The organism is Altererythrobacter sp. C41 (genome assembly GCF_016803135.1).
Taxonomy (GTDB): domain Bacteria; phylum Pseudomonadota; class Alphaproteobacteria; order Sphingomonadales; family Sphingomonadaceae; genus Pelagerythrobacter.
The window spans coordinates 632,952-654,785 of record NZ_JAEVFE010000001.1 but is presented as its reverse complement, the minus strand read 5'-3'; the positions used below and the strand labels follow the sequence as shown (position 1 = coordinate 654,785).

Genomic DNA, 21,834 nt, shown 5'->3' with positions numbered 1-21,834 from the left:
CTTAATGTTTACAAGCGTAGTCGTTGTGCCTACAGACGTAAACGAAACCGGGGAGGTTTTCGTGGCGAAGTCCGAAGACGACGAACGGCCGGAACGCATCAGCGATGCCGAGCACGCCGTGATGGAAACGCTCTGGGCCAGGAGCCCGCTGACCGCTGCCGAAGTGTGCGAGGCGGTCTGCGCGGAGCGCGACTGGAGTCTGCCGACGGTCAAGACGCTGCTCTCGCGGCTCGTGACCAAGCAGGCAGTCGAGACCAGGCCGGACGGGCGGCGGTTCCTCTACAGTCCGCTGCTCGCGCGCGACGACTATGTGGGCGGAGAATCCCGCCGGCTCATGGATAGGCTGTTCGGCGGCCGGGCGGCGCCGCTCTTCGCCCATCTCGCGCAGGATGAGGCGTTGACCGACGCCGATATCGCGGAGATCGAGGCCCTGCTGAAGGAGCTGAAGCAATGAGCTGGCTTCTCGACACACTCGTCTGGACCGCGGCGTTGATCGCGCTGGTCCTGGTGCTGCGGCGGCCCGTTGCGCGCCATTTCGGGGCGAAAGCGGCTTACGGACTATGGCTGCTGCCTTTCCTCCGCCTGCTGTTGCCCCCGATCACGCTGCCAGCCTCGCTCGCACCTGAAGTGCCTTCAGCGCCCGTCGCGGTGCCGTCCGAAGCAACTTATCTCATCATCGATCGAGTTGCCGCCCTGGACGGGACGGGTGCAGCGGTGGAAGCAGCGTCGCCGACAGTCCCCTGGGCGGCGGCGCTGCTTGCACTGTGGCTCGCGGGCGCGGCGCTGTTCCTCTGGCTGCGCTTTTCCGGATACCACCGAATGCGCCGCGTGCTGCTTGCCGAAGCGGTTCCGGTGGGCGAGGCGGGGAAGATCCGCCTGGTCGAGACCCCGGAGACCAACGCCCCGATCGCGTTCGGCGTGCTGGACAAGGTCGTAGCGCTTCCGCCGGGCTTCATGGCCCAGCGCGACCGCGCCGCGCGCGACCTGGCACTGGCGCACGAGCTTGCCCACCATCGCGGCGGGGATTTGCTGGCAAACTTCGCCGCGCAGCCGCTGTTTGCGCTGCACTGGTTCAACCCGCTCGCCTACGCCGGATGGCAGGCCATGCGCCGTGACCAGGAAGCGGCCTGCGACGCTCGCGTGGTCGAGAGAAGCGACCGCGAGACGCGTGCCGCCTACGGCCAAGTCATTGCCAGCTTCGCCGCCGGGCCGCGCGTCGCGCTCGCAGCGCCGATGGCCTGCCCCGTCCTGGGCGACAAATCGATCATCCACCGTTTGAGGAGCCTGAACATGTCCGAGATCACTCCGCGCCGTCGCATGGCCGGGCGCGCGCTGCTCGCCGCCGGGCTTCTCGCCCTGCCGCTGACCGCTTCGATCAGCTATGCGGAAACCATGGACCTGCCGAAGACGCCCGAGCCGCCCGCTGCGCCGGCCGTTCCTGCTGACGTGCCGCCGGCCCCGCCCGCTCCTCCTGCGCCTCCCGCACCGCCGGCACCGCTTCCGCTCCAGGTCGTCGGCGATCACTCCGATGGTGAGCGGCGCCACATCGTCGTCCATCGGCTCGATGGTGACCACGAGGGAGAGCCGATGGTCGTCAAGATGCGAGGTGACGGCGCGACCTGGGAAGGCAGTGCGCCGCGCTTCTCCCCTGAACAGCGAGCGGCTCACCTCAAGGCGCTCGAAGAGCTTCGTGCGCTCGGCGAGCTCGGTAAACTTGGCGAACTCGGCAAGCTTGGCAGCCTGGGTGAGCGTATCGGGCACGAGGTGCGTGTCGCTCTGGCCGACATGCCGGAGGTCCCGCGCGTGATCGAGGGCTGCAGCGGCACGGAGGTGGTTCACGAGAGTTCCGAGGATGGGCGGCAGGTGATCCGCATCTGCACCGCCGCGATCAACGCCGAAGCCATGCGCGGCCTGCGCGAGGCCCGGGCCGAGATCGCCCGTGACCAAGCGATCTCTGCGGAGATGCGGGCGCGCGTGCTGAGTTCGCTGGACGAATCGATCGCGCGGATGGCGGCGAAGAACTAGCCCGGGCGGCGGTTCAGCCGCCGACTGGCTGCACGACTTCCTTGGAAACGAAGGTGATCCCTCGGGCGCCTTCGTTTTCCGTTTTCGGCTTCTCGACCTCGGGTGCGGCTTGCGCGCTGGCAGCGCCGAACGCGAGTTCGGTTTCGGCCCATTCGACGCGGTCGTCTTTCGTTATGTCGATCTTCGCGAAGGCGGGGCGGGCCGGATAGGCGCAGCCCATCTGCTGACCCAATCCCTTCAGATAGCCGCGCCGGATCAATCCGGCGACGATCGCCGCCTCGAACTCGCGCTGGTGGTCGGCGGCGCCGGTGATCTCACGCACGATGCTGCGGAACGGGATGAACGATCCCACCGCGCTCTTGGCGATGCGGCCGACGGAAATATCGTCGCGATCCTCGTCGGCGATATCGAGGTCGGCGCCGAGCATCGCATCGAGCTGGGCGATCGCCCCTTCGACTTCGCTGCATTCGTCGAGGCCGTCGTTCGCGTAGGGCGACCGGGTAGCGGCCAGCAGGATCTCGGGAATCGGATCCTTCGCGAGGTTGAGATCGATGAGCGGCGTCGTGGCGATGTCCTCCATATCGGGATCGCGGTCGCGCATGTTCGCCTGGTCCCGCGCCGCGAGCGGCGCGCCGGCCAGAACCGAGGCCAGGGCGAGCGCCCTAGCGCATGTCGAAATAGGCATCGCACACACTGTCATCGGCCTGCTCCATTCCGCGCCGCAGCGCTTCCGAGCGCTGGGCGCTCGACCCATGGGTGAAGCTTTCGGGGCTGACCTGCTGCCCGGCCTGCCGCTGGAGCGTATCGTCGCCGATCGCGCTCGCGGCGCGCAGCCCTTCCTCCATGTCGCCCGGATCGATCAGGTTGCGGTTCTTGCCGGCCCAGACGCCGGCATAGCAGTCCGCCTGCAATTCCATCCGCACCTGCAGCTCATTGGCGCGGCCGGGGTTCTGCGACTGCGCGCTGCGCACCTGCCCGGCGAGCCCGGTGAGATACTGGATGTGGTGCCCGTATTCGTGGGCCATGACGTAGTAGCGGGCAAAGTCGCCGCCTGCGCCCAACTCGCGCGCCAGTGTGTCGTAGAAGCTCGTGTCGATGTAGATGCCCTGATCCGCGGGGCAGTAGAACGGGCCCATCGCGCTCGATGCGCCCCCGCAGCCGGAGTTCGTGCCCCCGGTGTAGAACGCGAGCTCCGGATCCCTGAACGCGATCCCCGCGCGCTCGAACTCGGGTTGCCAGGTGCGGTTCAGCGAATCGAGCGCGTTGCAGGCCTCGAGCGCATATTCGTTCTGCTCACAGACCTGGGTTTCCGAAAGATCCGATTGCGGCCGCTGCCCGGCCGGCGCGCTCTGCTGCACGCCGTCGATCGTGCCGAGCATCTGCCCCGGGTCCACTCCGAACACGAGCGCGGCGACGACCACGATCACCAGCGTGCCGCAGCCGACCTTGCCTCCACCGCCGCCGGGAAACCCGCCCCCACCACCGCCGCCCTGGCGTACGCGAATATTGCGCGGATCGAACCGGTTGAGCCTCATCAATTCATCTCCCCGAAGGCGCGGCCGCCGATAGTATCTGGACAGGTACAGACTTGCCCGCAAAAGCCGTTTAGGCAAGGCTTCGCTCATCAAATCTGCAGGGGGTATGGAATGTTCCTTTCAGGCAAGCGTGCGCTCGTCACTGGGTCGACCTCCGGGATCGGCCTCGCGGTCGCGCGCGCGCTGGCGGCGGAAGGGGCGGAGATCGTACTCAACGGCTTCGGAGAGGAAGCCGATATCGCCCGGCTTCGCGACGAATTCCGCGCACGGCACGTGGGGGCGGACCTCACCACCTGCGAAGGATGCGACGCGCTGATGGATGCGGCCGGGCCGGTCGATATCCTCGTCAACAATGCCGGGATGCAGCACGTCGCCCCCGTCGAATCCTTTCCGGTCGAGAAATGGGACGCGATCGTCGCGCTCAACCTGACCGCGGCGTTCCACACCGTGCGCCGCGCCGTGCCACACATGAAGGCGCAGGGCTGGGGACGGATCGTCAACGTGGCCAGCGCGCATTCGAAGACCGCATCGCCTTTCAAGAGTGCCTATATCGCCGCCAAGCATGGGCTCGACGGCTTCACCAAGACGATCGCGCTGGAACTGGCGCGGAGCGGCGTGACGGCGAACTGCGTCAGCCCCGGTTATGCCTGGACGCCGCTGGTCGAGAACCAGATCCCCGACACGATGAAGGCGCGCGGGCTGTCGCGCGAAGAAGTGATCGACGACGTGCTGCTGGCCAAGCAGCCGACCAAGAAGTTCGTCCAGCCTGCGGAAATCGGCGCACTCGCCGTGTTCCTGTGCCGCGAGGATGCGGGCAACGTCACCGGTGCCAACTGGAGCATCGATGGCGGCTGGACCGCCGAGTAGCCGGCCGGTGCGGGCAGGGGCGCAGATGCACCGCTGGGCGGTGATCCTCCTCGCGGTGGCGGCCGCGAGCTGCGCGCCTGCGCGAATGGATTCTGCGCCGGCCGACAGCCTCGATACGATCGAAAGCGAGCTGGCGGCCGACGTCGCCGTGCTGGCGAGCGACGGGTTCGAAGGCCGCCGCCCCGGCACGGACGGCGAGGCGAAAACTCTGCGCTATCTCGCGCAGCGCTGGCAGGCGGCCGGGCTCGAATCGGGTACGAACGATCCGGCGAATCCCTGGTTCGCGCCGGTGGCGTTGCAGCTCATCACGCCGGAGCACTTCGAAGCCGCATTCTTCCGCGGCCGCCGCAAGCTGGTGCCGCCGGAAGGATCGGTCCGCCTCTATAGCTCGGGGCGCCGCTCGCTGCTCGAACGCAGCCCGGCGGTGTTCGTCGGACGCAGGGGAGGGTCGCTCGATCAGGCCGAACTCGCCGGACGCATCGCGGTCATGCTGTGGGATCATCCGCGCAAGGTGGAGCAACGCGAGGCGCTGCTGGAGAAGGGCGCCGCGGCCGTTCTGGCGATCGTCCCCGATACGGCAGAGCTGGCGGAACTGACCGATCTGCGGAGCAAGGGTTCCTACCGCCTGGCGAGCGCGGAGGACGGCGCCCAGCTCGACGGGCTCGTGTCGCGGGAAGGCGCAGAGGCGCTTCTGGGTGAGGAGCGCTTCACCACACTTTCTGCCGCTGCGGGGCGCGACGGCTTCAGGCCCGTTCCACTCGACATCGAAGCGCGCCTGGAGGCGACCTCCCTCTCGCGCGAGGTGCGCACGCACAATCTCATCGCGCGGCTGCCGGGCCGCCTGCCCAACGCTGGCGCGGTGCTGCTGCTCGCTCACTGGGATCATTTCGGGCATTGCGCGGAAGGGCAGGGGGCCGACGCGATCTGCAACGGCGCGGTCGACAATGCCAGCGGGCTTGCCGTGCTTGGTGCGGTGGCAAAGCGTCTCGCGCAGGGGCCGCAGCTCGACCGCGACGTCTATTTCGTCGCGACCACCGCGGAAGAATGGGGTTTGCTGGGCGCGCGGGCGTTCGCGCAGGATCCGCCGATGCCGCTCGATACCATCGTCGCTGCATTCAACGTGGACACGATCGCCGTAGCGCCGCGCGGTGGCCCGGTGGCCATCGTCGGGCACGGGATGACTGCGCTGGACGGCGAAGTGGAGCGCATCGCTGCGAGCCTCGGCCGCAAGCTGGGCGATCACGACTACGCCAACCGGTACGTGCGCAGGCAGGACGGTTGGGCGCTGCTGCAGCACGACGTGCCCGCGCTGATGGTCTCCAGCGCCTTTGCCGATCGCGCGGCGATGGAAGCCTATATGCGCGACCGCTACCACCGCACCGGAGACGTCACCGACGCGATCCAGTTCGGCGGTGCGGCGGAGGACGTGCTGCTGCATCTCGCGCTCGTGCGGCACTTCGCCAGCCTCGGCGGCTACCAGGCCGCCCAGCCATAAATTCCCGCTCACCCCTAGCGGGCGCCGGTACATGCGGTTACATGGGCCGCCACGATTCTCCCGGCGAAAGATTTTACGTGGCTTCGATCGATATCCCCCTCGGCCTTACCTTCGACGACGTGCTTCTGCGTCCGGCCGAAAGCGACATCCTCCCTTCCATGGCGGACACGAGCACGCGGCTGACGCGCGACATCGCGCTCAATATCCCCGTGCTGTCCGCGGCGATGGACACGGTGACGGAGGCGGACATGGCGATCGTCATGGCGCAGCTCGGCGGGATCGGCGTGCTCCACCGCAACCTCACCATCGAGCAGCAATGCACCGCGGCGCGCGCGGTCAAGCGGTTCGAGAGCGGCATGGTCGTGAACCCGATCACCATCTCGCCCGACGCGACGCTGGGCGAGGCGCAGGCGCTGATGACGCAGCACCGGATCAGCGGCATTCCCGTGACGGACCGCGGCGGCACGCTGGTCGGTATTCTGACCAATCGCGACGTGCGCTTTGCCGAGAACCCGCAGCAGCCGGTGCGCGAGTTGATGACGACCGAAAATCTCGCCACCGTGCCGCTCGGCACCGGGCAGGACGAAGCGCGCCGCCTGCTGCACCAGCGACGGATCGAGAAGCTGCTGGTGGTCGACGACGCCTTCCGCTGCATCGGACTGATCACGGTCAAGGATATCGAGAAAGCCGTGAACTATCCGGACGCGACCAAGGACGTCAGCGGGCGCCTGCGCGTCGCCGCGGCGACGACCGTCGGCGACAAGGGTTTCGAGCGGACGCAGGCGCTGGTCGACGCCGAAGTCGACGTGGTCATCATCGATACCGCGCACGGCCACAACAGGGACGTCGCGCGCGCGGTGGAGAAGGCGAAGACCCTTTCGAACTCCGTGCAGATCGTCGCCGGCAACGTCGCGACGGCGGAAGCGACTCGTGCCTTGATCGACGCGGGCGCGGACGCGGTGAAAATCGGCATTGGCCCGGGCTCGATCTGCACCACGCGGATCGTCGCCGGCGTCGGCGTGCCGCAGCTCACCGCAATCATGGAATGCGCTGAGGAAGCGGCGAAGTCGGGCGTTCCGGTGATCGCCGACGGCGGCCTGCGGACGAGCGGCGATGCGGCCAAGGCGCTCGCGGCGGGCGCCTCGACCGTGATGGTGGGTTCGATGCTCGCCGGCACTGCCGAGAGCCCCGGCGAGACGTTCCTTTACCAAGGGCGCAGCTACAAGGCCTACCGCGGCATGGGCTCGGTCGGCGCGATGGCGCGCGGCAGTGCCGACCGGTACTTCCAGCAGGACGTGTCGGCGATGAAGCTGGTGCCCGAGGGGATCGAGGGCCAGGTGCCCTTCAAGGGCCCCGCGGCGGACGTGATCCACCAGCTCGTCGGCGGCATCAAGGCCGCGATGGGCTATACCGGCAGCGCAACGATCGACGATCTGCGCACGCGCGCGAAGTTCGTCCGCATCACCAATGCGGGGCTCAGCGAGAGCCATGTGCACGACGTCGCCATCACCCGCGAGGCGCCGAATTATCCGACGCGATGAGGGTGTGGCGCTCCTCGTGTAAGCCTCCGCGAAGGTTGCGGCGTCGGGCGGCCAAGCCTTCGGCATTCAAGGGAGGCCCCAGCCTGCGCTGGGGCTCACATACATGACCCCCGCGGCAAGGGTGCAGGCCGCGATCGAACTGCTCGATTCCGTCATCGCCGCAGCGCAAGGCAAGGGCGCGCCTGCAGACCGGCTGATTGCCGATTATTTCCGCCAGCGCCGGTATGCCGGGAGCAAGGACCGGCGTGCGGTGCGTGAGCTGGTCTATCGGGCGATCCGCGTTTGCGGACCGGTCCCGTCCGGCGGTCGCGCAGCGATGATTGCGCTCGGCGCCGAGGACCAAGCGATCCTGCAGCTTTTCGACGGTTCGCCCCACGGCCCGGCGCCGCTTGCCAGCGGCGAAGTCGCTGCCGAGCCCGGCCTCGCGCCGCGATGGCTGGTCGAGGCGCTCGCCGGCTCCGGGATTGCGGGAGGGGAAGCCGCTGCCCTGCTGGATCGCGCCCCGCTCGATCTGCGGATCAACACGCTCAAGGCAGGCCGCGAAAGCATCGATCTGCCCGACCATGGCGAGCCGCTCGCCGCACCGAACGCATTGCGCTTTCCTGCGGGTACTTCGGTCGATCAGTGGCCTGCGTACCGCGAGGGACTGGTCGAGATCCAGGACCACGGCAGCCAGCTCGCCTGCGTGGCCGTGGACGCACAGCCGGGCGAGACGGTGATCGATCTCTGCGCAGGGGCGGGCGGCAAGACGCTGGCGCTGGCGGCCGCGATGCAGAACCGCGGCACGCTGATCGCAAGCGACACCGACCGCGCGCGGCTGGCGAACCTTGCGCCGCGGGCCGAGCGGGCCGGCGCGGGAATGATCGAGACGCTGCTGCTGAACCCGGGCCGCGAGATGGAGGCGCTGGAGCGCTTCGTGGGTGCGGCCGATGCGGTGCTGGTCGATGCGCCATGCTCCGGCACCGGCACATGGCGCCGTAATCCGGAGGCGCGCTGGCGCCTCGACCAGGCGCAACTCGCCCGGTTCGCGGAGACGCAGGACCGGCTGCTCGACCTTGCTGCCAGGCTCGTGCGGCCGGGCGGACGGATCGTCTACGTCACCTGCTCGCTGCTCGACATCGAGGGCGCGGAGCGCATCGCGCATTTCCTTGCCGAACATCCGGAATGGCGGGCCGAACCGCCCGATCTTCCGCTCGGCCGAACGCGGGGGAGCGGCGTGCGCCTGACGCCGTTCCACGACCAAACGGACGGATTTTTCATCGCGCGTGCAGCCTTGCCGTGTTAACCGGCGGCGCTATGGCAGAGGAACCATCTGCAAGTGGCCGGGCCTACCAGGAGTTGATCATGCGTTTTGCCCCCGCAGCCGTTGCCCTTTCGCTGGCCGTTGCGCTTACCGCAAGCGTCGGGATGGGGGCGGAACGCGAAGCCGATCCACGCGCGGCGGCGCTGATCGCCGAAGGCCGCGCGGCGCTCGCTGCGGAACAGCCGCAGCGCGCCATCGACGCGTTCGAAGCCGCACTGGCCGTCGATCCGGGTTACACGCCGATCTTCCTCGAGCTTGCTCAGGCGTCGCGTGCCGAGGGGCTGCAGGGTAAGGCGATCCACTATTACCGCGAAACGCTCGCGCGCGATCCGGGCAATCTCGCGGCGATTTCCGGCGAAGGCGAAGCCTTGCTGGAGAAAGGTGCGGTCGAGAAGGCGAAGGCTAATCTCGCAAAGCTCAAGAGCATGTGCGGCGAGGGTTGCCCCGAAACGCGCGAACTCGCCGCCTCTATCCAGCGCGGGCCCACTGCGCCGGTGCTGACGGCCGAAGCGGTCATGCCCGAAGCGCAGGTGTCGCAGCAGAATTGATCGTCTAGCGGGCGCCGCTCGCGCGGGAGTTCGCGCGGCGTACTACACCAACTCGCGGAACGCTTCCACGACCGTGCGATAGACGCGCTTCTTGAACGGCACGATCAGTTCGGGAAGCCGTTCGGGTTCAACCCATTTCCAGTCGCAGAATTCCGGCGGGTCGTGGGCTTCGAGATCGATGTCGGCATCGCTACCGCCGAAGCGGGCGAGGAACCAGACCTGCTCCTGTCCGCGGTACTTGCCGCCCCAGAGTTTGCCCATCAGCTCCTCCGGCAGGTCGTAGCGGACCGGCTCCTCCATCCGTTTGAGGATCGAGACATGTTCGGCCCTCGCACCGGTCTCCTCGGCCAGTTCGCGCAGGGCGGCGGCCACCAGGTCTTCGCCCTCGTCGACCCCGCCCTGCGGCATCTGCCACCAGTCGCCTTCCTTGTTGTCGATCCGGCGGCCGACGAAGACCTTGCCGTCGGCGTTGACCAGCATGACTCCGACGCAGGGGCGGTAGCCGAGTTCGTCCATGTGCTTTCGTGCCTTAACTTGCGTGCCGCTCGAGCATCAGCCTGATCGCGGCGAGGAAGGAATCGAGGTCCTTCTGCCCGCTCGGGATCGCCTTGCGCAAGGTGGTAAAGCCATGAATGATCCCGGGAAACTCAAGATAGCAGACTTCCGTCCCCAGCCGGATCAGGTGCGCAGCATAGCTCCGGCCCGAGTCGCGCAGCGGATCGAGCCCGGCGGTGCACAGCACGGTCGGCGGAGCGCCAGCGCAGTCGCCGGCCATCGGCGTGTGGCGCGGATCGCCGGGATCGCCGCCGTAGTTGTCGGTGAACCAGGCCATCGCCGCGCCGGTGAGGAAGAAGCCTTCGAAGAAGTCCTTGAGGCTCTGATGCTGCCGCACGTCGTCCGCCACCGGATAGATCGGTGCCTGAACGATCACGGGCACATCGGCGGGCCGGGTGCAGAGCTGGTTCGCGGTGACGATCGTCAGGTTGCCGCCGGCACTGTCGCCGGTAATGACGAGACCGGTGAACTGCCGTCCCAGTTCGGCCGGGCTGGAGGCGATCCAGCGCGCCGCCGTCTCGCAGTCGTCAGGCGCGGCGGGAAAGGGGTGCTCGGGCGCGAGGCGGTAATCGACCGAGACCACCGGCAGATCGAGCTGGTGACAGATCTCGGTGCAGAGCGAATGATAGACCTCGAGATCGCCGATCGTGAACCCGCCGCCGTGGATGAACACGACGCAAGGGCTGGGATCGCGCGATTCCTTCGTGTCGTAGAAACGCAGTGGAATCTCACCGGCCGGACCCGGGCAGGCGAGATCTCGGATCACGGCGAGGGGGCGCGGTTCGGCCTCGGCCAGCGTGCCGAGCATGCGCATTCCCTGCCGGCCTTCCTCGACCGGCAGTTCCTCGACTCCGGGACGGCCCATTTGCTCGAGCATATCGAGAAATCCGCGCACGTCTTCACGCACGTAATGTTGAGTATCGGCCAATGTCCCCTCCCGCTATCGGTTGCTTTTCGCAATCCTAGCGCGCGACCGGCTCTTTTCCACTCGACATTTTTCACCCTGGGGAGAAAAACTTCATTGCGGGCGCCAGGGCGGATACATAGGTGCCGCAGCGTAGACGAGTGCACCGCCAAGTGCGGCGCCTGAAAAGGAATTCCGATGGCTACCCAAGCCGCCGACACGCCGCTGGAAGCGGAAAACCCCGACGCCGTCGTTGTGCGCTTCGCCGGAGACTCCGGCGATGGCATGCAGCTCACGGGCGGGCAGTTTACGCTCTCCACCGCGCTTGCAGGCAACGATCTCGCGACGTTTCCCGACTTCCCGGCCGAAATCCGCGCGCCGCAGGGGACGCTGTTCGGCGTCTCGGCGTTCCAGATCAACTTCGGCAGCCGCCAGATCAACACCGCGGGGGATGCGCCCGACGTGCTGGTGGCGATGAACCCGGCGGCACTCAAGGTGAACCTGGCGGCACTGAAGCCGGGCGGCCTGATCATCGCCGACACCGGTGAGTTCACCAAGCGTAACCTCGACAAGGCGAAGTACGAGAACAATCCGCTCGAGGATGGCAGCCTCGCGAAGTACGACGTGCTCGCCTTCGACATCAGTGCGCTGACGATCGAGGCGGTCAAGCCGTTCGGCCTCGGCAACAAGGACGCGCTGCGGTCCAAGAACATGTGGACGCTGGGCCTCGCGCTGTGGATGTTCGACCGTCCGCGCGAGCCGCTGCACGAATGGCTGCGCGCCAAGTTCAAGACCAAGCCCGACATTGCGGGCGCCAATATCGCGGCGCTCGATGCGGGTCATGCCTATGGCGAGACGGCGGAGCTGTCGGGGCCCCTCAAGCAGCTTCACGTCGCGCCGGTTCCGAGCGCGCCGGGCCTCTACCGCACGATCACTGGCGCCGAGGCGGTTTCGCTCGGCCTCGTGGCGGGCGCGCAGCTTGCCGAACTGCCGATGTTCTTCGGCGGCTATCCGATCACGCCGGCGAGCGCGATCCTGCACCATCTCGCGCGGCTCAAGGAATTCGGCGTCACGACTTTCCAGGCCGAGGATGAGATCGCCGCGGTCTGCGCCGCGATCGGCGCGAGCTATGCCGGGCAACTTGGCGTTACCTCGTCGTCCGGCCCGGGCATCGCGCTCAAGACCGAGGCGATCGGCCTCGGCATCATGACCGAGCTGCCGCTGGTGATCGTCAACTCGCAGCGCGGCGGGCCGTCCACCGGCCTCCCGACCAAGACCGAGCAGAGCGACCTCTACCAGGCGGTCTACGGCCGCAACGGCGATGCACCGATGCCGGTGGTCGCCGCGCGCAGCCCGTCCGACGCGTTCGAGTGCGCGATCGAGGCCTGCCGCATCGCGGTCCAGTACATGACCCCGGTCATGCTGCTGACCGATGGCTACATCGCCAATGCCGCCGAGCCTTGGAAGGTGCCGGATCCCGCTAGCTACGAGACGTTCCCGGTGCAATTCCTCACCGAGAAGAACGACGGCGACCGGCTGCTGCCTTACAAGCGCGATGCGAAGGGCGCGCGGCCGTGGATCAAGCCGGGCACGCCTGGCCTGCTGCACCGCATCGGCGGGATCGAGAAGCACGAGCTCACCGGCAACATCGACTATTCGCCCGACAACCACCAGAAGATGACCGACGCCCGCAAGGCGAAGGTCGAGCGCATCGCGGTGCCGGACCAGGACGTCGCCCTCGGCGAATCGACCGGCAAGCTCGCGGTGGTGGGCTGGGGCTCGACCTACGGGCCGATCCACCAGGCGGTGGGCCGCGCGCGGCGCAAGGGACTGGACGTCAGCCATATTCACGTGCGCCACATCTGGCCGCTGCCGGCCAATCTCGGCGCGCTGCTCAAGGGCTTCGACAAGGTGCTTGTGCCTGAGATGAACACCGGCCAGTTCAAGACGGTGCTGCGCGACCAGTTCCTGGTCGACGCCGAGCCGCTGACCAAGACCAGCGGCCAGCCGTTCCAGATCGCCGAGCTGGAAGAGGCGATCGGCAGGTATTTCGACGGTATTCCGGGCAACGAAGGCGGCGAGGTTCCGGCGAACGAGCAGCAGTTGCCGATCTCCGAATCCGGCCATGACGACGGGACCTATCCCGACGCCCCGTTCCACGGCGACGACGCCGCGCTCCCGGGCGAGGGATCCGATACCGGGGCGGTGAACCAATGACGATCTCCCGTCATCCCGGCGCAGGCCGGGATCGCTCTCCGCACCGCCCGACTTCGCTGCACCAGATCCCGGCTCTCGCCGGGGTGACGAGGTGATTTTATGAACGCCCCTGTAAAGATCGAAACCACCCTCAAGGACTGGGAAACCGACCAGGAGGTCCGCTGGTGCCCCGGCTGCGGGGACTATGCGATCCTCAAGGCCGTGCAGCGCACGCTGCCGCAGCTCGGCGCGGACCCGGCGAACACGGTGTTCATTTCCGGCATTGGCTGCTCCAGCCGCTTCCCATACTACATGGAAACCTACGGCTTCCATACGATCCACGGCCGCGCGCCGGCGATCGCGACGGGGGTGAAGCTGGCCAATCCAGACCTCGACATCTGGCTCGTGACCGGCGACGGCGACGGGCTGTCGATCGGCGGCAACCACCTGATGCACGTACTGCGGCGCAACGTGAACATGCAGATCATGCTGTTCAACAACGAGATCTACGGCCTCACCAAAGGCCAGTACTCGCCGACCAGCCGCGAGGGGACGAAGTCGCCTTCGACCCCGCTCGGCTCCTACGACCATCCGGCCCGGCCCGCCGCCTTCGCGCTCGGCTCGGGCGCGCGTTTCGTCGGGCGCGGGTTCGACGTGTCGAAGAACCTGCCCGAGGTGCTCAAGGCCGCCCACGCGCACCAGGGCGCGGCGTTCATCGAGATCTTCCAGAACTGCATCGTCTACAACAAGGACGTGTTCAACGACTTCGCCGCGCCCAAAGGTGCGGAGGACCGGCAGCTCTGGCTCGAGAACGGCGAACCGATGCTGTTCGCCGGCGGCGCGAAGGGCATCGCGCTCGACCGAGACCGGCTGGAGCTCAAGGTAGTCGACGTGGCGGGCGGCGACTGGCAGGCGGCCGACGTGCTGGTGCACGACGTCACCAATCGTTCGATTGCGCACATGCTGGTCGAAATGCCTTTCGGCCCATTCCCGATGGCCCTCGGCGTCCTCTACGACGACCCGCGTCCGACCTTCGAAACCGCCGTCATCGAAGAGCGTGCGAAGGCGAGTGAAGGCAAGACTGCGGACCTCGCCAAGCTCCTCGGCAAGGGCCAGACCTGGACCGTCAGCGGAACGGCTGCCGATCCGGTGTGATCGCGGCGCCTAAGGGGGGATGGATAACCTAACACACAGCCTCGTCGGGGCGCTGATCGGGCAGGCTGGGCTCAAGCGGAAGACGGGGCTGGCGATGCCTGCGCTGGTCATCGGCGCGAACCTGCCCGACGTCGATGCGGCGTGCTTCTTCTGGCTCGACGGGGTGCAGCATCTCGGCTTCCGGCGCGGGATTACGCACGGGCCGATCGCGTGGGTGTTGCTGCCCTTGATCCTTGCAGGGGTGCTCTGGTGGTTCGACCGATGGCAGGCGAGGCGCGGACGGCGGCCGGAGGGGCGGCTGCCGGTGCACTTCGGCTGGCTCTACGCGCTCAGCTTCATCGCCTGCCTGTCGCATCCGGCGCTCGACTGGCTGAACAGCTATGGCATTCGCCTGCTCGAGCCGTTCTCGAGCCGCTGGTTCTACGGCGACACGCTGTTCATCATCGACGTCTGGCTGTGGGCGCTGATGGGCTTCGCGACGTGGTTTTCGCTGCGGCGGGAGAGGCAGGGCGGGGAGTGGCGGCGGCCGGCGCGAATCGCGATTGCGGTGGCTGTTGGTTACATCGGGTTGAATGGGGCGATTACGGCGTATCACTATGATCTTGAGCAGAACTACGATCAAGGAAGAACAAAGATAGTAAGCCCCGTCCTCGTCCAATTCTGGTCGCGAGAGGTGCTGACTCATGAAGAGGACACAATCTGGAGTTCTACGGAGTGGGACGGTCCGCTAAAGAATCCCGAAGCAGTGAATCGTTTTTGTTTTGATAACTGTCCCGGTTATCCGGCTGCAAAAGTATGCAACATGGCGCCTGTCCGAGCGCTACAAGATGCTAACCCGCAAGTTGCCGCCTTTCTCTTCTGGTCTCGCGCACCGTTTGCGGAGCGCGAATCCGATGGTTCGGTAATCCTGCGCGACGCGCGCTTTTACGATCCGCGTGCGCGGGATCGCTTCAGCGTGGCGCTACCCGATGTGAAGTGCGAACCCATTCCTTCCACCGTTCGTGCTGAGGAGGCGCCGAGGCCGTAGGCCGAGGCGCCGTCTCGAAGCGTCGCGCGGGTCCTTCGAGACGCTCGGCCAGCGGCCTCACTCCTCAGGACGAACGGGGATGGGGAAGTGCCTCGCTCTCCGCCGCCGCCCTTGCGGGCCGATAGAGCAGCGCCGCGGCCATGAAGGCCCAACCCGCGCCGCCCAGCCAGCCGGCAACCACGTCGCTCGGGAAATGGACGCCGAGCATCACGCGGCTCCATGCGACCATGGCCGAAATCAGCATGGCAGCGCCGATAACGGTGAAGCGCACTGATTGCCGGCGGCTCAGCGCGGCGAAGGCGAGGGCCATCGCGATATAGACCACGGCCGCGTTGAAGCTGTGGCCCGAAGGAAAGCTCTCGCCGCCGGCGTTCATCAGGTGCGGGACAATCTGCGGCCGCTCGCGCCCGACGAGCGCCTTGAGGCCGGAGTTGACCAGCCAGCCTGCCGCAACCGTCATCGCGAACAGCATGGCCTCACGCCTCAGCCGGAGGAATAGCAGCGCGACGACCGCGCCGATCGCGAACAGATTGCGCAGGAATACGCCGCCGAGCGCGGTGGCGTCGCGCACGATCTCGCGCACCAGCTCCGGCCCGACGAGCGCCAGTTCGGTGCCGGTGCGGCCCGACAGGAGCCCGACCCGATCGAACGCCTCCGTACGGCCGTTCGCGACGAGCCAGACGACGATGGCAAACGCGGTCCAGCACAGCGCGCCGGCGATCAGCGCCTTGCGCCGATCGATCGTGAACCCGCGCTCGGGCAGACGGATTGTCTCTGCGGGAAGGTGATGCGCGTCGCTGGGGAGCTCGTCCATTGCAGGGGCAACCCCCGGCCGGGTGGGTCGTTCCCCCTTGCGGGCCCTTAAACCGCCTCGATCCGCCGAAGCATCAGACGCTTGGCGAAGAGCACGGCGACCAGCGGTAGAACCGCACTGGCCGCGATCAGCCAGTCGGGATGCGGAATCATCCGCGTGCTCCATATGCCCAGCAGCGCGATCAGGAGCCCGACGATCCACGCGGGGAGCACGCGCCGCGAGATGGCAATCGCAGCGCAGGCGCCCGCCAGCGCGCCGAGAAACCAGGCAAGCGCCATTGCGATCTGCGCCTCGACCGGGATCAATTCCATCGCCTGCGCAGGATCTTCCACGCCGGCGAGGTCGGGCGGGGGAGGCAGTGTGGCATCGCCGATCGTCTGGACGATAGCCATCCCGATCATCGCGGCGACCAACCCGGCCATCACTGCCAGGGCATTGCGTATCAACGGATTGCTCATCGTAGCTTCCCCTCCCGTTACGGGCCGACGTTAGCATGATCCCAGGGCCTTGCGCACTGCCGTTCGCGCCGGATGTGATGCTTGAACCGCCGTTTCCCCCGGTCCATAGGAACGGCATGAAGGCAGAGGGGATAGGCAGGGGCGAAACCCTTCTCACTGGCGGCGCACGGTTCGAGCGCAGCCCTGGCCTGCTTGCGCGTCTGTTCGCGCCGGGCTTCCACAAGATCCTCGACCGGATCGATGCGGGGCTCGAGAGCGGATCGATCACCGGCCGTCTGCCCGACGGCACCACTCGGGTGGTCGGCGGACGGGTGCCCGGATTCGATGCCGAGGTGACGATCCACGACTGGCGCGCGCTCATGCGGTTGGCGACCAACGGCTCGATCGGCTGGTATCAGGCCTGGGAAGCGGGCGAATGGGAGAGCCCCGATCCGGTGCCGCTGTTCGCCCTGTTCATGGCCAATGGCGATGCGCTGGGCGACACCGGCCGCGCGCGCGGGCCGTTCCGCTGGGCCGCGCGGCTCGCGCATTGGATGAACCGCAACACGCCCGAAGGCGCGGAACGGAACATCCACGCGCATTACGACCTCGGCAACGACTTTTACGCCGCCTGGCTCGACCCGACGATGAGCTATTCCTCGGCGATCTGGGGCGCGGGTGACGATCTCGAGGCCGCGCAGCGCCGCAAGTGGGCGCGCCTTGCCGAGCGGGTCGGCAAGCCGGAGACCTTGCTCGAGATCGGTTGCGGCTGGGGCGGCCTGTCGGACTTCTTCGCGCGGGGCGGCGCACGAGTGACCGGCATCAGCCTGTCGGACGAACAGCTTGCCTGGGCGCGGGAGCGGCACGATCAGGGTATCGACTTCCGCAAGCAGGACTATCGCGACGTAGATGAGACGTTCGATGCGATCGTCAGCGTCGAGATGGTCGAGGCGGTCGGCCGCGAATATTGGCCGAGCTACTTCGACTGCATCGCCCGCTGCCTGAAGCCCGGTGGTCGCGCGGCGATCCAGTTCATCTCGATGAAGGACAGCCTGTTCGAGGACTACGCGAGGAGCGCGGACTTCATCCAGGCCTATGTCTTCCCCGGCGGCCTGCTGATCCGGACCAGCGAGTTCGAACAGCTCGCGCGCGAACGCGGGCTCCGGTGGGAGAACTGCGAGAGCTTCGGGCTCGACTATGCCGCGACCTTGAAGGCCTGGCGCGAACGGTTCGACGCGGCCGCCGAGCAGGGGCGGCTGCCGGCCGAGTTCGACGAACGCTTCCGCCGGCTGTGGCGGTTCTACCTGATGTATTGCGAAGGGGGATTCCGCGGGCGCGGCATCGACGTTCAGCAGGTTACGTTGGTCAGGGAGGGGTAGGGGAATGCGGATATTCGGGATCGCGCTGGCGGCAGCGCTGCTGGCGGGCTGTGCGAGCGCGCCGGGCGAGTCGACGCTCGCGCAGCGGGTGGAAGTCTATCCGACCGAGCCATCGGAGCCGATTGCGCTGGAGGACCAGCAGGTCCTCTTCTGGGACGATGCCACACGCGCCGACCGCTTCCGCCGGATGGAGAACTTCTTCGCCGGTATCGAGGCGACCCATGCCGGCACCGTGCGCGAGCTGCCCGAGGGGTCTCCGCTGCCTGCGGAGGTTGTGGCGGCGGTCGACGCTTTCCTCGCCTCCAGCAACGCGGCGGGGATTATGGTGATCGACGACGGCAAGGTCCGCTACGAGAAGTACGGGCTCGGTTTCGGGCCGGAGCAGCGCTGGACCAGCTTCTCGGTCGCGAAGAGCTTCACCTCGACACTGCTGGGCGCGGCGGTAGCGGAAGGGCTGATCGGGAGCATGGACGATCCGGTGACCCGCCACATCCCCAAGCTGGCCGGCACCGCCTACGAAGGCGTGAGCGTCGAGCAACTCGCCACGATGACGTCGGGGGTGAAATGGAACGAGGACTACACCGATCCCGAAAGCGACGTGGCGAAGATGCTCAACGTTGCGCCCGTACCCGGTGAATCGCAGGCGGTGACTTATGCGCGCACGCTGGAACGCGAAGCGCCGGCGGGCGAGAAGTGGGTCTACAAGACGCTCGAGACCAACCTGCTCGGGGTGCTGGTGGAGGAAGCGACCGGTCGCAGTCTCGCCGACTACGCCAAGGAGAAGATCGTCGATCCTGCGGGTTTCGCGGGCGACCTGTTCTGGATGACCGACCTGACCGGCGGCAACATCGGCGGGTGCTGCCTGTCGATCAGGCTGTCCGATTACGCGCGCTTCGGCCAATTCGTGCTCGAAGGCGGGGAGGGCGTCGTGCCGCCGGGCTGGTTCGCGGAGGCGACCGGCAAGCAGGTTGCGTTCGACACGCCCGGCTTCGGCTATGGATACCAGTGGTGGACCTATCCCGGCGCCTACGGCGCGCAGGGAATCTTCGGTCAGGCGATCACGATCGTGCCGGAGGACCGGCTGGTGGTAGCGGTCGTCAGTAACTGGCCGGTGGCGTCGAGCCGCGATCTGCGGCTCCAATGGGGCGAGGTGGTGCAGACGATCGCGGCGGCCGACTAGGATGGCCTGACGGCCTCAAATGGGCCTTCGGCGCCTCCGGCCATCGAGGAAGAGGGCGCCTCTCACCACTCTTGTCATTGCCGCGCACGCGGGAATCCATGAGTACCCTGGATCGCCGCTTTCGCGGGGATGACAAGCCTTTGATGACCGGGCTGCGCCGATTACCGCGCCTCAACAGGCGCTGCGGTAGACTCCGCCACTGCGGTGCTTGCTGACGATATTGTCGTGGACGATCGGGCTGAGCAGCTCGGCGAAGGCGCAGCCGACCTGGCAATTGTCCCACCAGATCACTTCGGCCTGCAGCGCACCGAGCCCGGGCAGGGTGATCCAGCACACCTGCCCAGGATGCATGCGATTGATCGCCGCCGCGGAAAAGCCCGAGATCGAGAGATCGTGGACGACCGTCTGAAAAGCGCGGCCGCCGGAAGCGCGGAGCTGCGCGGGGATCGTCAGCTTGGTGCGCGGCGCGCAGCGATCTTCCTGCGCTGCGATCGCATAGCGTCCGGACGATTGGACCGTCATCGCCTGGTTTCCTTTCCCGAAACATCTGAGCCGCGCATCGCGCGCGGGCGCTCGGAAAACTTGGGCGCTGCTGGTTTCCGCGAAGTTACGAAACAGGGTTAAGCCGGATTAACCACGCGCTCGCGGTGGCGCGTCTCGAAGTCCTCGGTGACGAGAGTAGCGATGCGTTCACCCACGACGTCGGGATGCTTGACCGTTTCGGGATCCTCGCCCGGATAGGCCTTGGCACGCATCGCGGTGCGTGTGGCGCCCGGGTCGACGATCGCGAGGCGGATGTTGCCGAGCTTGCGCACTTCCTCGGCGTAACTGTCGAGGAGCGACTCGAATGCCGCCTTGGTCGAGCCGTAGGCCGACCAGAACGCGCGCGGCTCCGACCCGACGCTGCTCGTAAGCCCGACCACCCGCGCGCCGTCGGCGCGCTTCAACAGCGGGTCGAACGCGGCGAGCAGGGCCTGTGTCGCGAGCAGGTTGGTGGTGACGGCCTGGGCGAACTGCTTGGGCTCGATCTGCGTCACCGGGGTCAGCGTCGGCAGGTAGGCGGCGGAGATCACCAGGATATCGAGCTTGTCCCACCGGCTCGCGACGGCAGCGGCGAGGCGTGAAATCCCATCCTGTTCGGCCAAGTCGAGCGGGGCGATCGTCGCACTGCCGCCAACCTCGTGGATCGCGTCCTCGACTTGTTCCAACGCGCGAACGTCCCGCCCGGTGAGGACGACATGCGCGCCGGCCTTCGCCAGCGCGACCGCCGTCGCCGCGCCGATTCCGCGGCTCGCGCCGGTGACGAGCGCAATGCGCCTTTCGAGAGGCTTGGTCTGGGACATTACGCGACCTTATCGAACGGGAGCTGCGCCTCGCGATGCTCGCGCGTGGCGAGATCGGTCAGCGGCGTGGGATAATCGCCGGTGAAGCAGGCGTCGCAGAACTGCGGGCAGGCCGCATTGCGCGGCTGGTGGCCCACCGCGCGGTAGAGGCCGTCGATCGAGACGAACGCCAGGCTGTCGGCCTTGATGAACTCGCGCATCGGTTCGACATCCATGCGGGCTGCGAGCAGCTTCGAGCGTTCGGGTGTGTCGACCCCGTAGAAGCACGAATGCGCGGTCGGCGGGCTGGCGACGCGGAAATGCACCTCGGCCGCGCCGGCCTCGCGCATCATCTCCACGATCTTCAGGCTGGTCGTGCCGCGCACGATCGAATCGTCGATCAGCACGATGCGCTTGCCTTCGACCAGCGCGCGGTTGGCGTTGTGCTTGCGCTTCACGCTCGAATGGCGCGCGCCGTCGCTCGGCTGGATGAACGTGCGCCCGACGTAGTGGCTGCGGATGATGCCGAGTTCGAACGGGACGCCCGACTGCTGGGCGTAGCCGATCGCCGCCGGCACGCCGCTGTCGGGCACGGGCACGACAAGGTCCGCCTCGACCGGGCTCTCGATCGCGAGCTGCTCCCCGATCGCCTTGCGCGCGGCATAGACGCTGCGCCCGTCGAAGATCGAATCCGGCCGGCTGAAATAGACATGCTCGAAGATGCAGGGCCGTTGCTGGCGCGTGCCGAAAGGATGAAGGGAATCGATGTTGCCGTCGAAGTCGACCTTGACCAGCTCGCCCGGTTCCACCTGGCGCACGAATTCGGCGCCAACCACGTCCAGCGCGACCGTTTCGCTCGCGAACACGGTCGCGTCGCCCATCTTGCCCATCACCAGTGGGCGGATGCCGAGCGGGTCGCGGCAGGCGATCATGCCTTCGGGCGTCATCACCACCAGCGCGTAAGCGCCCTCGATCAGGCGCAGTGCATCGATCAGGCGGTCGATCATCGTGGGATAGCGGCTGGTTGCCACGAGATGGATGATGACCTCCGTGTCGGACGTCGACTGGAAGATCGCGCCCTTGCTCACGAGTTCCTGCCGCAGCGTGCCGGCGTTCGAGATATTGCCATTGTGTGCCACGGCGAAACCGCCGCTGGCCAGATCGGCATAGAGCGGCTGGATGTTCCGCATGCCCGACCCGCCGGTGGTCGAATAGCGGACGTGGCCTGCGGCCATGAATCCGGGCAGTTCGGCGATCGCTTCGCTGGAGGAGAAGTTCTCCGCCACGTGGCCGAGCCCGCGACGCTGATAGAATTCGCCGCCGTCGAAGCTGATGATGCCGGCGGCTTCCTGCCCGCGGTGCTGCAGTGCGTGGAGGCCGAGCGCGGTCGCGGCGGCGGCGTCCGCGGCGTTGACGGCTCCGAAGACGCCGCACTCCTCGCGAAGCTTGTCGCCGTCCTCGTCGCGGAACGGGTGAGTGAGATTCATGCCGATGCGATCCGGGTTTTGCGCGCAGCGCGTCTTAGGGCGCTCAATGGCGATGTTGCAGCCC

The 21,834-nt window shown here is 67.2% G+C and carries 21 protein-coding genes; 12 read left to right on the top strand and 9 right to left on the bottom strand.

What is annotated here, in order from left to right:
• Nucleotides 1-121: 121 nt before the first annotated feature.
• Both JNO53_RS03130 and JNO53_RS03125 read left to right on the top strand, forming a co-directional pair.
• A complete protein-coding gene (locus JNO53_RS03130; protein ID WP_238401623.1) occupies nt 122-454 on the top strand; it encodes a BlaI/MecI/CopY family transcriptional regulator in 333 nt (110 codons plus the stop codon).
• Complete coding sequence (locus JNO53_RS03125; protein WP_203107508.1) at nt 451-2,025, top strand: M56 family metallopeptidase; 1,575 nt, start codon at nt 451-453, stop codon at nt 2,023-2,025. The genes JNO53_RS03130 and JNO53_RS03125 overlap by 4 nt, the downstream gene beginning before the upstream one ends.
• A 13-nt stretch (nt 2,026-2,038) precedes the next feature.
• Here the strand turns inward: JNO53_RS03125 and JNO53_RS03120 are convergent, their stop codons facing one another.
• Nucleotides 2,039-2,710, bottom strand: coding sequence for a hypothetical protein (locus JNO53_RS03120; RefSeq protein WP_203107506.1), 672 nt, complete (start codon nt 2,708-2,710; stop codon nt 2,039-2,041).
• The gene (ypfJ, locus tag JNO53_RS03115; protein WP_203107504.1) at nt 2,688-3,560 is read right to left on the bottom strand and encodes a KPN_02809 family neutral zinc metallopeptidase; all 873 of its coding nucleotides are present in this window, start codon (nt 3,558-3,560) and stop codon (nt 2,688-2,690) included. Before ypfJ ends, JNO53_RS03120 begins: the two co-directional genes overlap by 23 nt.
• Nucleotides 3,561-3,671: 111 nt before the next feature.
• Between ypfJ and JNO53_RS03110 the strand changes: the two genes are divergently transcribed.
• The 5 genes from JNO53_RS03110 to JNO53_RS03090 all read left to right on the top strand — a co-directional run bounded on the left by JNO53_RS03110 (nt 3,672) and on the right by JNO53_RS03090 (nt 9,314).
• Nucleotides 3,672-4,427, top strand: a complete 756-nt coding sequence (locus JNO53_RS03110; protein WP_203107502.1) for a 3-hydroxybutyrate dehydrogenase — start codon at nt 3,672-3,674, stop codon at nt 4,425-4,427.
• Nucleotides 4,405-5,922, top strand: coding sequence for a M28 family peptidase (locus JNO53_RS03105; RefSeq protein WP_238401541.1), 1,518 nt, complete (start codon nt 4,405-4,407; stop codon nt 5,920-5,922). Before JNO53_RS03110 ends, JNO53_RS03105 begins: the two co-directional genes overlap by 23 nt.
• An 86-nt stretch (nt 5,923-6,008) precedes the next feature.
• The gene (guaB, locus tag JNO53_RS03100) at nt 6,009-7,463 is read left to right on the top strand and encodes an IMP dehydrogenase (RefSeq protein ID WP_338015293.1); all 1,455 of its coding nucleotides are present in this window, start codon (nt 6,009-6,011) and stop codon (nt 7,461-7,463) included.
• Between the two features lie 103 nt (nt 7,464-7,566).
• Entirely contained in the window at nt 7,567-8,748 is a 1,182-nt protein-coding gene (locus JNO53_RS03095) for an RsmB/NOP family class I SAM-dependent RNA methyltransferase (RefSeq protein ID WP_203107496.1), read from the top strand.
• 59 nt (nt 8,749-8,807) lie between these two features.
• Nucleotides 8,808-9,314: a tetratricopeptide repeat protein gene (locus JNO53_RS03090; protein ID WP_203107494.1), complete on the top strand. Its 507-nt coding sequence runs from the start codon at nt 8,808-8,810 to the stop codon at nt 9,312-9,314.
• A gap of 42 nt (nt 9,315-9,356) precedes the next feature.
• Here the strand turns inward: JNO53_RS03090 and JNO53_RS03085 are convergent, their stop codons facing one another.
• Complete coding sequence (locus JNO53_RS03085) at nt 9,357-9,830, bottom strand: RNA pyrophosphohydrolase (RefSeq protein WP_203107492.1); 474 nt, start codon at nt 9,828-9,830, stop codon at nt 9,357-9,359.
• Nucleotides 9,831-9,843: 13 nt separating this feature from the next.
• Nucleotides 9,844-10,797 carry an alpha/beta hydrolase gene (locus JNO53_RS03080; RefSeq protein ID WP_238401540.1) on the bottom strand — a complete coding sequence of 318 codons (954 nt, stop codon included), beginning with the start codon at nt 10,795-10,797 and terminating at the stop codon, nt 9,844-9,846.
• Nucleotides 10,798-10,971: 174 nt separating this feature from the next.
• Between JNO53_RS03080 and JNO53_RS03075 the strand changes: the two genes are divergently transcribed.
• The 3 genes from JNO53_RS03075 (at nt 10,972) to JNO53_RS03065 (ending at nt 15,151) form a co-directional block, all read left to right on the top strand.
• Complete coding sequence (locus tag JNO53_RS03075; RefSeq protein WP_203107490.1) at nt 10,972-12,990, top strand: 2-oxoacid:acceptor oxidoreductase subunit alpha; 2,019 nt, start codon at nt 10,972-10,974, stop codon at nt 12,988-12,990.
• A 99-nt stretch (nt 12,991-13,089) separates the two neighbouring features.
• Nucleotides 13,090-14,124: a 2-oxoacid:ferredoxin oxidoreductase subunit beta gene (locus JNO53_RS03070; protein ID WP_203107488.1), complete on the top strand. Its 1,035-nt coding sequence runs from the start codon at nt 13,090-13,092 to the stop codon at nt 14,122-14,124.
• Between the two features lie 19 nt (nt 14,125-14,143).
• Nucleotides 14,144-15,151, top strand: a complete 1,008-nt coding sequence (locus JNO53_RS03065; RefSeq protein WP_203107486.1) for a metal-dependent hydrolase — start codon at nt 14,144-14,146, stop codon at nt 15,149-15,151.
• A gap of 64 nt (nt 15,152-15,215) precedes the next feature.
• On the opposite strand, the gene JNO53_RS03060 is transcribed toward JNO53_RS03065, so the two are convergent.
• Both JNO53_RS03060 and JNO53_RS03055 read right to left on the bottom strand, forming a co-directional pair.
• Nucleotides 15,216-15,965: a phosphatase PAP2 family protein gene (locus tag JNO53_RS03060; protein ID WP_203107484.1), complete on the bottom strand. Its 750-nt coding sequence runs from the start codon at nt 15,963-15,965 to the stop codon at nt 15,216-15,218.
• 47 nt (nt 15,966-16,012) lie between these two features.
• Nucleotides 16,013-16,423: a hypothetical protein gene (locus JNO53_RS03055; protein WP_203107482.1), complete on the bottom strand. Its 411-nt coding sequence runs from the start codon at nt 16,421-16,423 to the stop codon at nt 16,013-16,015.
• Between the two features lie 116 nt (nt 16,424-16,539).
• Between JNO53_RS03055 and JNO53_RS03050 the strand changes: the two genes are divergently transcribed.
• Together JNO53_RS03050 and JNO53_RS03045 are read left to right on the top strand one after the other, a co-directional pair.
• Nucleotides 16,540-17,781 (top strand): SAM-dependent methyltransferase, encoded by a 1,242-nt coding sequence (locus JNO53_RS03050; RefSeq protein WP_203107480.1) that lies wholly within the window; start codon nt 16,540-16,542, stop codon nt 17,779-17,781.
• Between the two features lie 4 nt (nt 17,782-17,785).
• Nucleotides 17,786-18,961: a serine hydrolase domain-containing protein gene (locus JNO53_RS03045; RefSeq protein ID WP_203107478.1), complete on the top strand. Its 1,176-nt coding sequence runs from the start codon at nt 17,786-17,788 to the stop codon at nt 18,959-18,961.
• A gap of 171 nt (nt 18,962-19,132) precedes the next feature.
• Here the strand turns inward: JNO53_RS03045 and JNO53_RS03040 are convergent, their stop codons facing one another.
• The 3 genes from JNO53_RS03040 to purF form a co-directional block, all read right to left on the bottom strand.
• Nucleotides 19,133-19,483, bottom strand: a complete 351-nt coding sequence (locus JNO53_RS03040) for a PilZ domain-containing protein (protein WP_203107477.1) — start codon at nt 19,481-19,483, stop codon at nt 19,133-19,135.
• Nucleotides 19,484-19,581: 98 nt separating this feature from the next.
• Nucleotides 19,582-20,304, bottom strand: coding sequence for an SDR family NAD(P)-dependent oxidoreductase (locus JNO53_RS03035; protein WP_203107475.1), 723 nt, complete (start codon nt 20,302-20,304; stop codon nt 19,582-19,584).
• On the bottom strand, nt 20,304-21,770 hold the full coding sequence (purF, locus tag JNO53_RS03030; RefSeq protein ID WP_203107473.1) for an amidophosphoribosyltransferase: 1,467 nt from the start codon (nt 21,768-21,770) through the stop codon (nt 20,304-20,306). Before purF ends, JNO53_RS03035 begins: the two co-directional genes overlap by 1 nt.
• Nucleotides 21,771-21,834: the final 64 nt, after the last annotated feature.

What these genes read in the sequence shown, in the direction of transcription:
- JNO53_RS03095 (WP_203107496.1), top strand. Translation starts at nt 7,567, where the DNA reads ATGACCCCCGCGGCAAGGGTGCAGGCCGCGATCGAACTGCTCGATTCC.
- JNO53_RS03085 (WP_203107492.1), bottom strand. Translation starts at nt 9,830, where the DNA reads ATGGACGAACTCGGCTACCGCCCCTGCGTCGGAGTCATGCTGGTCAAC.
- JNO53_RS03060 (WP_203107484.1), bottom strand. Translation starts at nt 15,965, where the DNA reads ATGGACGAGCTCCCCAGCGACGCGCATCACCTTCCCGCAGAGACAATC.
- JNO53_RS03130 (WP_238401623.1), top strand. Translation starts at nt 122, where the DNA reads ATGGAAACGCTCTGGGCCAGGAGCCCGCTGACCGCTGCCGAAGTGTGC.
- JNO53_RS03055 (WP_203107482.1), bottom strand. Translation starts at nt 16,423, where the DNA reads ATGAGCAATCCGTTGATACGCAATGCCCTGGCAGTGATGGCCGGGTTG.
- JNO53_RS03125 (WP_203107508.1), top strand. Translation starts at nt 451, where the DNA reads ATGAGCTGGCTTCTCGACACACTCGTCTGGACCGCGGCGTTGATCGCG.
- JNO53_RS03050 (WP_203107480.1), top strand. Translation starts at nt 16,540, where the DNA reads ATGAAGGCAGAGGGGATAGGCAGGGGCGAAACCCTTCTCACTGGCGGC.
- JNO53_RS03035 (WP_203107475.1), bottom strand. Translation starts at nt 20,304, where the DNA reads ATGTCCCAGACCAAGCCTCTCGAAAGGCGCATTGCGCTCGTCACCGGC.
- JNO53_RS03075 (WP_203107490.1), top strand. Translation starts at nt 10,972, where the DNA reads ATGGCTACCCAAGCCGCCGACACGCCGCTGGAAGCGGAAAACCCCGAC.
- ypfJ (WP_203107504.1), bottom strand. Translation starts at nt 3,560, where the DNA reads ATGAGGCTCAACCGGTTCGATCCGCGCAATATTCGCGTACGCCAGGGC.
- JNO53_RS03040 (WP_203107477.1), bottom strand. Translation starts at nt 19,483, where the DNA reads ATGACGGTCCAATCGTCCGGACGCTATGCGATCGCAGCGCAGGAAGAT.
- purF (WP_203107473.1), bottom strand. Translation starts at nt 21,770, where the DNA reads ATGAATCTCACTCACCCGTTCCGCGACGAGGACGGCGACAAGCTTCGC.
- JNO53_RS03105 (WP_238401541.1), top strand. Translation starts at nt 4,405, where the DNA reads ATGGCGGCTGGACCGCCGAGTAGCCGGCCGGTGCGGGCAGGGGCGCAG.
- JNO53_RS03065 (WP_203107486.1), top strand. Translation starts at nt 14,144, where the DNA reads ATGGATAACCTAACACACAGCCTCGTCGGGGCGCTGATCGGGCAGGCT.
- JNO53_RS03120 (WP_203107506.1), bottom strand. Translation starts at nt 2,710, where the DNA reads ATGCCTATTTCGACATGCGCTAGGGCGCTCGCCCTGGCCTCGGTTCTG.
- JNO53_RS03090 (WP_203107494.1), top strand. Translation starts at nt 8,808, where the DNA reads ATGCGTTTTGCCCCCGCAGCCGTTGCCCTTTCGCTGGCCGTTGCGCTT.
- JNO53_RS03045 (WP_203107478.1), top strand. Translation starts at nt 17,786, where the DNA reads ATGCGGATATTCGGGATCGCGCTGGCGGCAGCGCTGCTGGCGGGCTGT.
- JNO53_RS03110 (WP_203107502.1), top strand. Translation starts at nt 3,672, where the DNA reads ATGTTCCTTTCAGGCAAGCGTGCGCTCGTCACTGGGTCGACCTCCGGG.
- JNO53_RS03070 (WP_203107488.1), top strand. Translation starts at nt 13,090, where the DNA reads ATGAACGCCCCTGTAAAGATCGAAACCACCCTCAAGGACTGGGAAACC.